This is a genomic window from Protofrankia sp. CiP1_Cm_nod2 (assembly GCF_920664355.1).
In the GTDB taxonomy this organism is placed as follows: Bacteria; Actinomycetota; Actinomycetes; order Frankiales; family Frankiaceae; genus Protofrankia.
Map to the genome: position 1 here is coordinate 1 of NZ_CAKKTL010000192.1, position 5,496 is coordinate 5,496.

4 protein-coding genes are annotated in these 5,496 nt (G+C 74.5%); 1 reads left to right on the plus strand and 3 read right to left on the minus strand.

The window, feature by feature from the left end:
* The 3 genes from NBW84_RS18465 to NBW84_RS18475 form a co-directional block, all read right to left on the minus strand.
* Positions 1-1,918, minus strand: a 1,918-nt coding sequence (locus NBW84_RS18465) for a molybdopterin cofactor-binding domain-containing protein (RefSeq protein WP_250285992.1), incomplete at its 3' end; no start/stop codon positions are given.
* A 96-nt stretch (positions 1,919-2,014) separates the two neighbouring features.
* Entirely contained in the window at positions 2,015-2,593 is a 579-nt protein-coding gene (locus tag NBW84_RS18470; protein WP_250285993.1) for a (2Fe-2S)-binding protein, read from the minus strand.
* Positions 2,590-3,555 carry an FAD binding domain-containing protein gene (locus tag NBW84_RS18475; protein WP_250285994.1) on the minus strand — a complete coding sequence of 322 codons (966 nt, stop codon included), beginning with the start codon at positions 3,553-3,555 and terminating at the stop codon, positions 2,590-2,592. Before NBW84_RS18475 ends, NBW84_RS18470 begins: the two co-directional genes overlap by 4 nt.
* Positions 3,556-4,222: 667 nt before the next feature.
* Here NBW84_RS18475 and NBW84_RS18480 point away from each other — a divergent pair.
* Complete coding sequence (locus NBW84_RS18480; RefSeq protein ID WP_250285995.1) at positions 4,223-5,443, plus strand: Rieske 2Fe-2S domain-containing protein; 1,221 nt, start codon at positions 4,223-4,225, stop codon at positions 5,441-5,443.
* Positions 5,444-5,496: the final 53 nt, after the last annotated feature.

Consider the following 5,496-nt stretch of genomic DNA (forward strand, 5'->3'; position numbering starts at 1 on the left):
GGCGCCGCGGCGACGTCTCGGGCAGGCCGAGCCGGCGGGCCACCCGGGCCAGCAACGCGTCCGCGACCGCTGCCGCGGCGGCGCGCACGGCACCGCCGCTCATCCACGTCTGGCGGGACGCGCTGGTCGACCCGGCGCTGCCGACGGTGGTGTCCGCCGGGGCGAGCACCACCTCGTCCACCCCGAGCTCGGTGCGGACGATCTGCCCGGCGATCGTCACGAAGCCCTGGCCGACCTCGGCGCACGCGCTGTGCACGACCGCCCGGGGCCCGCCGTCCGGCCCGGTCTCCAGGCGCACCCGGGCGGTGGCGTCGTCGTCGAACCCCTCGGAGAACAGCAGGTTCTTGTACGCCACCGCGTAGCCGACCCCACGGCGGACGCGGGCCGGGTCGGCCGCGGCGAGGCGCCCGCCGGGCAGCGACGTCACCGGCGTCCGCCCGGAGACCGGCGGCGGCAGCGGCCGGTCCACGAGTATGTCGATCATCTCCCGCAGCGGCAGCGGCTCGGGCACGACCTGCCCGGTGGGCAGCACGTCGCCCGGCTCGAGCGCGTTGCGCCGGCGCAGCTCCACCGGGCCGATGCCGAGGGCGTCGGCGAGCCGGTCCATCTGCGCCTCATGCCCGATGGCCACCTGGGGGACACCGAAACCACGCATCGCCCCGCACGGCGGGTTGTTCGTGCGGACCACCCAGCCGTCCAGCACCGCGTTGGGCACCCGGTAGGGCCCGGCGGCGTGCGTGACCGCGTTCGTCAGCACCGCCGGGGACGACGACGCGTACGCCCCGCCGTCCAGGATCAGACGCGCCTGGACGCTGACCAGCAGCCCGTCCCGGGATGCGGTGTGCCGGAACCACATCCGGGCCGGATGCCGGTGCGGATGGCCGAGGAACGACTCGACCCGGTCGTAGGCGATCCGCACCGGGCTGCCGGTGACCAGCGCGAGCAGCGCACCGTGGATCTGGAGCGTGATGTCCTCGCGTCCGCCGAAGGCCCCGCCGACACCGGCGAGGGCCAGGTGCACCCGGTGCTCGGCAAGGCCCAGGCAGGCCGCGACCTGCTCACGGTCGGAGTGCAGCCACTGCGTCGCCACCCGCAGGTCGACGCCGCCGTCGGCCGTCGGCACGGCCAGCGCGGCCTCGCAGCCCAGGAACGCCTGGTCCTGCATGCCCACGACATAGGAGTCGGTGACGCTGACCGCGCCGCGGGCCGCCGGGTCGCCGTGGCGAAGATGGATCTCGCGGAAGATGTTCCCGTCGGGATGCAGCAGCTCGAACCCGCCGGGACACGGCGGCCCGTCAGGACGTGACAGCCCGTCGGCATGCGGCGGCCCGTCAGGGCGCGGCAGCCCGTCGGCATGCGGCGATCCGTCGGGGCGCGGCGGCTCGGGGCCGCGGGCGGCGGCCACGATCCGCTCGGGGTCGGTCCACGGTGGCAGCGGCTCGTAGTCGACCTCGATCGCGGCCAGCGCCGCGGTGGCGGTCCGGGCGTCCACCGCCGCCACCGCCGCCACCGGTTCGCCCTGGTAGCGCACGACGTCGGCGGCGAACACCGGCTGGTCGGCGACGATCAGGCCGTAGGTGGCCCGGCCCGGCACGTCCGCCGCGGTCACGACCGCCGCCACCCCGGGCATCCGGCGGGCCGCGGCGGTGCTGATCCGGCGGATGCGCGCCCGTGGATGGGGGCTGCGCAGCGTCCGGGCGTGCAGCATCCCCGGCAGGTGGAGATCACCCGCGTACGGGAAGGTGCCGCCGGCCTTGGCCGGCCCGTCCGGGCGCGGCACGGGCGCCCCGATCCCCTGACCGCTGCCCCGGCCGGCGGCCGCCGGATCGACGGGCTCCCGGCCAGCGAATATTCGATCATCGGACGTCCGGGCGGACGGTGTCCGTCCGGCATGGTCAGCGGGCGGACGCGGGTTCATCATCGTCCCGGTCTTCCGTGCCGCCCACCGGCCTGTCCCCGGTCACTGCTCCGTCCCCGGTCACCGGCCCGTCCCCGGTCACCGGCCCGTCCCCGGTCACCGGCCCGTCCCCGGTCGCTGGTGGGAGCCTCCTGGCCGGCGGCGGGCCTCCTGGACCGAGCGGATCGCGGCGATAATCCGCCCGTAGCCGGTGCACCGGCAGATGTTGCCGGCCAGCGACTCGCGGATCTCGTCCTCACCGGCGTCGGGACGCCGGGCCAGCAGGTCGGTGACGGCGACGACGAATCCCGGCGTGCAGAAGCCGCACTGGACCGCGCCGTGGGCGAGGAAGGCGGCCTGCACCGCCCGCGCCGGCCCGCCCACACCCAGCCCGGCCACGGTCGTGACCTGGGCGTCGGCGGCGTCCGCGGCGAGGACCGTGCAGCTCGCCACCAGCCGGCCGTCCATCAGGACCGAGCAGGAGCCACACCGGCCCTGCTCACAGGCGTCCTTGACCGACAGCACGCCCAGGTGGTCGCGCAGCACACGCAGCAGGGACTCCCCGAACCAGGCATCGGTCACCTCCCGCACGCCACCGTCGATGTGGAGCTGGTAGGACACCCGCGGCTCGGCATCGCGCGGCGGGCACGCCGGATCCTCCTCGACGCAGGCGCGCCGGTGGGCGGGCTCACTCATGGGCGTGCCCACCGCCCGTCCACGGACCGGGCCGGCGACGGCGCGGACAGGCAGCGCCCGGCGGCGCGCGCCGCCAGCACCCCGGCGGCGTGCCGGCGGTAGGCCGCCGAGGCCCGCGGGTCGTCGGGAAGCGGGTCGTCCACCGCGCGGACGGCCTCGGCGACAAGCTCGCCGAAGCCCGCGACCACGTCGGCGGGAGCCGTACCCGTCGACCAGTCGACCCCGGCGCGCACGAAGTCCTCCGCGGCGACCGGGCGCAACGGCCCGCCGGCCACCCCGCCGATCGCGCACGCGACCCGCTCCCGCACCCGGTCGACGACCAGCGCGCACGAGACGACCGTGGCCGATGCGGCCTGCCGCGCGCCGATCTTGAGGTAGACCTGGGGACCGCACGGCCGCGGCAGCCGGACCGCCGTGATCAGCTCGGTCGGGTCACGCCCCTCGGCCAGGTAGGACGGGACGGCCAGCGTCCGCGCGCCGTGCACGCCGCGCAGGACGACCTCGGCGTCGGCGGCGCTGAGGAAGGTCAGCAGATCCCCACGCGGATCGGCCGTGCCGAGCGCTCCGCCGACCGTGCCCAGGTTGCGTATCTGCGGTGATCCGACGACGCGCGCGGTGGCCGCGAGACCGGGCGACAGCGACCAGCCGGCCAGATCGTGGTAGGTGACGCCGGCGCCGATGATGAGCCCGTCGGCGCTGGCGCCCCGGGTGCGCAGCTCCAGGACCCGGCGCAGGGCGACGATCCGGCGCGGCCGGCGCCGGCCGGTCCGCAGCGCGGGGACCAGGTCGGTGCCGCCCGCGAGCAGGTCCGCCGCGCCGTCGGCGAGGATCTCGACGGTGTCGGCCACGGTCAGCGGCCGGCACAGGCCGGGCGGGCTGGCCAGGCCGGCCGTGCCGGCCGTCGCCCGCCCGGCCGGCCGGGCGGTCCGGCCATCGACGGTGTCGCCCGTGGTGGCAATCATGGAAGTCGCAATCATGGAAGACGCGGTGGGAACGCCGGCGCGACACGGAAACCCACTGGTGGGTATGCCAGCAGGGAAGACAGTCGGTCGCGCATGGCCCCACATGACAGCCGACGATAGTCCTGCGAGGTTACACGCATGTTCACTGTCGGCGACGCGCCGGGTCCTCCTGCCCGGCCATCGGCGGGAGTCATCCGGCGAAAGCCGACAGTGCCGGATCGTGACCGCATTCATCCGCATTGAACGCGATGCGCCCGCGGCGGGAACCGTAGCCGTCCAGTACGAAGACGTCCGGTTTTCTCGGGAAAAGGGAGCGTTCTCACGACGACACCCACAGATTCCCCGAACACGGGGGTATCGCGATCACATGATTTCCGGCGCGCCGGGCCCCTGAGCCCGAAGCCACGGCCGGGGAGCCCCGGAACACGGTGACGGAACACAGTGAGATATCGATCACCATCACCTTGCGTCACACCCGGGACGCGAAACCGAAACAACGGCTCACTTCAATCAGCACATTCGAAGAACGCTTTACCACACCCGTCACCGGATCGCGGACCCGGGCCCGCCCAGGCCAGCCAGCGGCTGGCCCGCGATCCGCCCCCACGGCCGGCAGCCCCTGCCCCGGCAGCCCCTTCTCCCGGAGGTGGTCGACGTCCGCTCACGCATGACGAACACGGATCTCTCGCTGCGGCACGGCTGGCATCCGGTCGCACGGTCGTCGGACATCGGTGACGAGCCGGTATCCGTACGGCTCCTCGGCGAACCATGGGTGATCGCCCGTCTCGACAACCGGGTGATGGCCCTTGCCGACCACTGTCCGTACCTGCTGACGCCGTCGGCGGCCGGCCGTGTCGACGGCCCCCGGCGGGCCTGCGCCTACCATGGCTGGCGTTTCGTCGCGTCCGGCGCGTGCACGGCCATGCCCGGCCCGGAGCCCGCGTCCGGCCCGACGCCCGGCTCGCCCGGCCCGCCCGGCTCCCGGCCGGGACGCACCCGGGCCGCCTCGGCGTGGGGCGCCACCGAACGTCACGGACTGGTCTGGATCGCTCCCGAGGAACCGTTCGCGGACATCATCGATCTGCCCGAGGCGGACGACTCCGTCTTCGCCTCCCGCTGGCTGGATGTCAACCGGAGCAGAGCGTGCGCGGGCGTACTCGCCGATGATCTCCTCGAGGCGGCGAGCCTGCCGTTCGTCCACCCGAGCGTGGTCTGCGCCGACCCGGTCCGCGGCGGCCCGATCCGCGCGGGCGCGGGCGGCACAGGGGAACAGACAATCACCTTTCGTCGTGACATCACTACCGATGGCAATGGTTTTCGCCTGCGAATGGAGCAGACAGTCACCAGTCCAGCAAATTCGGTAACGACGGAGGGTGGTTCGCGGCCCTGGAGCGGCCGCCGGCAGCTGTCGACCTGTCTCTACCGGCCGCCGTTCCAGCTCCGCCTGGTCCTGCGCTGCCCCGACACCGGGACCACCAGCACGATCTTCTTCTGCCTCCAGCCCGAGGACGCCACGTCCACCCGTGTCTACGCCCGCCTGTTCCGCAACGACTGCGCCGGGAGCCCCGACCGGCTGGCCGAGGCCGCGCGCGTCGAACAAATGATCATTGATCTGCACCTCACCGCGCGGGAAAGGCACCCGCTGGACGGCCTGCCCCTGCCAGCTACCAGCCACGACATCACCGGAAGCACCGGAAGCACCCACACGGACGCTGACGCGCTCACGAACGGCGCACCCGGCAGCGCCCAGGCGAACGCGGACACCGTCGGGGCCGCGTTGCGACGGGCGCTGTCCGCGCTGGCCGAACAGGCCCGGGGGATACCGGCGCGCGACCGGCCCGCCGGTATCCGCTACGCCCGTCGCGTGAAGGCAGGCTCCCGCCCCTGACCCCCTCGGCCCGGCCCGCGGCCCGCCCGTCCTCGCCGACCTCGCCGACCTCG

What these genes read in the sequence shown, in the direction of transcription:
- NBW84_RS18475 (WP_250285994.1), bottom strand. Translation starts at nt 3,555, where the DNA reads ATGATTGCCACCACGGGCGACACCGTCGATGGCCGGACCGCCCGGCCG.
- NBW84_RS18480 (WP_250285995.1), top strand. Translation starts at nt 4,223, where the DNA reads ATGACGAACACGGATCTCTCGCTGCGGCACGGCTGGCATCCGGTCGCA.
- NBW84_RS18470 (WP_250285993.1), bottom strand. Translation starts at nt 2,593, where the DNA reads ATGAGTGAGCCCGCCCACCGGCGCGCCTGCGTCGAGGAGGATCCGGCG.